This is a genomic window from Mesorhizobium sp. M1E.F.Ca.ET.041.01.1.1 (assembly GCF_003997355.1).
Taxonomy (GTDB): domain Bacteria; phylum Pseudomonadota; class Alphaproteobacteria; order Rhizobiales; family Rhizobiaceae; genus Mesorhizobium.
The window spans coordinates 1-1064 of sequence record NZ_RZSL01001082.1; the positions used below are offsets into that span (position 1 = coordinate 1).

2 protein-coding genes are annotated in these 1064 nt (G+C 63.6%); both read right to left on the reverse strand.

The window, feature by feature from the left end:
- The coding region (locus EOA38_RS37515; RefSeq protein WP_145966335.1) for an ATP-binding cassette domain-containing protein at positions 1 to 781 on the reverse strand (781 nt) is incomplete at its 3' end.
- On the reverse strand, positions 778 to 1064 hold a 287-nt coding region (locus EOA38_RS37520; protein ID WP_348627560.1), incomplete at its 5' end, for an oligopeptide/dipeptide ABC transporter ATP-binding protein. The genes EOA38_RS37515 and EOA38_RS37520, both read right to left, overlap by 4 nt.

Genomic DNA, 1064 nt, shown 5'->3' on the forward strand with positions numbered 1-1064 from the left:
CCGGCGCTGCCGCGATCAGCGCCTCGGTGTAGGGATGGACCGGTTTGGCGAAGAGGGCCTCGCTCGGGGCGAGTTCCACGATGCGGCCCAGATACATGACGGCAACGCGGTGCGCGATATGCTCGACGACGCCGAGGTCATGCGAGATGAAGACGAAGGCGATGCCCATCTGTTGCTGGAGATCCAGCAGCAGATTCAGGATCTGTGCCTGCACGGACACGTCGAGCGCCGACACCGCCTCGTCGGCGATGATGAGCGAGGGGTTGAGTGCCAGGGCACGTGCTATGCCGAGCCGCTGGCGCTGACCGCCCGACAGCTCGGAGGGCAGCCTGCCCATCATCTCGGGCGACATTCCGACCTTTTGCAGAAGGTCAGCGGCAAGCGCCTGGCGCTGCGTTCGGCCGAGGCGCTCAAAATTCTCGACCGGTTCGGTGATGATCTGTCCGGCAGTGAGGCGCGGGTTCAGCGACGAGTAAGGGTCCTGAAACACCATCTGCATGCGACGGCGCCAGGCGCGAAGCGCGTCCTTCTTGAGGCTGGCAATATCGGTTCCCTCGATCAGCACGCGGCCAGACGTCGGCTCCACAAGCCGCATCAGGAGGCGCGCGACGGTGGACTTGCCACATCCTGATTCACCGACGATGCAAAGCGTCTCACCGGCCTCGACGGTGAAGGTTACATCTTCCACCGCCCTGATCACAGCAATGCTTTTCTTCAAGATTCCGGCACCGAGCGGATAGTGCTTGGTCAGGTTCTCAACTTTCAGCAAAGGACCGCTCATGCGCCCATCACGTCTTCGGCGCGCCAGCAAGCTGCAGCGTGGCTCGATCCGACATCACGGAGGGCGGGCGGTTTGTCACGGCAAATGTCGATGGCGAATGGGCAACGAGGCGCAAAGCTGCAGCCGAGAATAGTCTCCCGCAGGCTTGGCACGATGCCCGGAATTTCCGGGAGGCGGCGCTGGCGGCCGCGCCGGCGGTCGGGCACCGATCGCATGAGCCCCTGCGTGTAGGGATGCGCTGGACGCGCAAACAGATCGATGACGTTCGCCTGCTCTACGATCC